The organism is Enterococcus sp. LJL90, from assembly GCF_056924355.1.
Map to the genome: position 1 here is coordinate 1 of NZ_JBXPBQ010000046.1, position 1594 is coordinate 1594.

A 1594-nucleotide genomic window follows, 5' to 3' on the forward strand; every position below is an offset into this window, starting at 1 on the left:
CCTTTGTAAAGGTGTTAACAAATCTAGATGCATTAATCTCCACTCCAGACAAGGTTTTGAACACACCGTTTTCAATGGCCACATTCTCGACAATTAGATTATCAATGGACATTCCCCACTCAACCCACGCACTACCTATCCAACGTTTTATCATGATAGGCGACGCTGACGTGTCTTGCCATAGTTGATTGACTTCCGGTGACTGCGGCGCTGTTTGAGACACGATAATTCCACTATTCCCGTCTTTACCAGCCATACCCACAGTGTAATTGCTTTTCTTAGTATCGTCGGTAAACGTAAACGTTGTTCTAGTCCATAAATATTGTCCTGCTTTCATTTGAGGAATGGCGGTCGTCCACGTTCCTGTTGGCGGCGTTGTGCCGGAATTTGATATTTGGTAATCAATGACTGTGGACCCGGGAACAATCCCTACACCATCTTTTCCGTTTGTTCCGTCTTTTCCGTTTGAACCATCAGTGCCATCTTGGCCGGTCTGGCCAAGAATTCGTGACCAAGTGTATTTTGAAGGGGAGGTAGAGGCTTCTGGGTTGTTGTCCGAGTAAGTACCTTGGTAAAGTGGATAGGCATCCGTGAAGTTTGCGCCAGGCGGCGAAGTATAGATCGTCCTTTGTCCTTCTTCAAATTTTAAATCCGTAACCTCTGCAGCATAGGAAGTCCATGTACCTCCTCTATTGGGTTGAATAAAAATCCCCGGGGCTTCATCAGTTGTAATTGAATTCTTCGTAGTTGATGTTACTGTTATGTTATACGTCTGACCAACGACAAAATCAAATTTATACCCTGTCGACCATGGCCCGCCGCTTTGAGCAATGCCATCAATGAAAAGTTCTGAAGGAGTTAGAAATGTATTTCTATTATGACCTCCAATACTTTGCACACTACCACTTAATACTTTAAATTTGAAACTCATTGTGTACAGAGTACTTGCTTTAAACAGCGAAGAACTATAGACTCTAATACCAAAATAATTATTACCAGAACTAGTTAAATTAATATGGCGATAATCTATAATAGTCATTATATTGGTTGCATTGTTTGACCATGGTGTTAAGGTGTTTTCAGATGCTAAATTTTCGTTAGGATAAGCTGTAGTAAACCTATCTGTTCCATCTGCAGACCATGACCAAGCATTGTGCGTGTATGCATTGTCACCTTTAATCTTTGTCCAATTGTATTTCGTAGGGTCGGTCGAATCTACCGATGTATAATCCGTATACGTTCCCATATACAGTTTATTTAAAGAAACTGAGGTACTAAAATCTGTCTTGCCATCTGCTGAGTTTGCCCATGCTGTGTGAAAATAGGGGGTTTTCCCATCAGTACCAGCCGCACCCGGAATCCCTTTTTCACCTGGGTCCCCAACATATTTCGACCAAAGATATTTACTAGGGTCTGTTGAGTCTTCCGCTGTAAAATCAACATACATCCCGATAAACGTTTTACCTTTTGGCGATTGAGAGAATCCACCACCTGAACTATTGTCTGCGTATGCAATGTGGGTGTATTGAGTTTTCCCATCAGCACCCGTGAGACCACGGACTCCTTGCGTTCCTTGAGGGCCCTGTAAACCTTG

At 42.5% G+C, this 1594-nt stretch carries 1 pseudogene; it reads right to left on the reverse strand.

What is annotated here, in order from left to right:
- Positions 1-1594: pseudogene (locus tag AC1Z3S_RS20000) on the reverse strand (hypothetical protein); the annotation flags it as partial.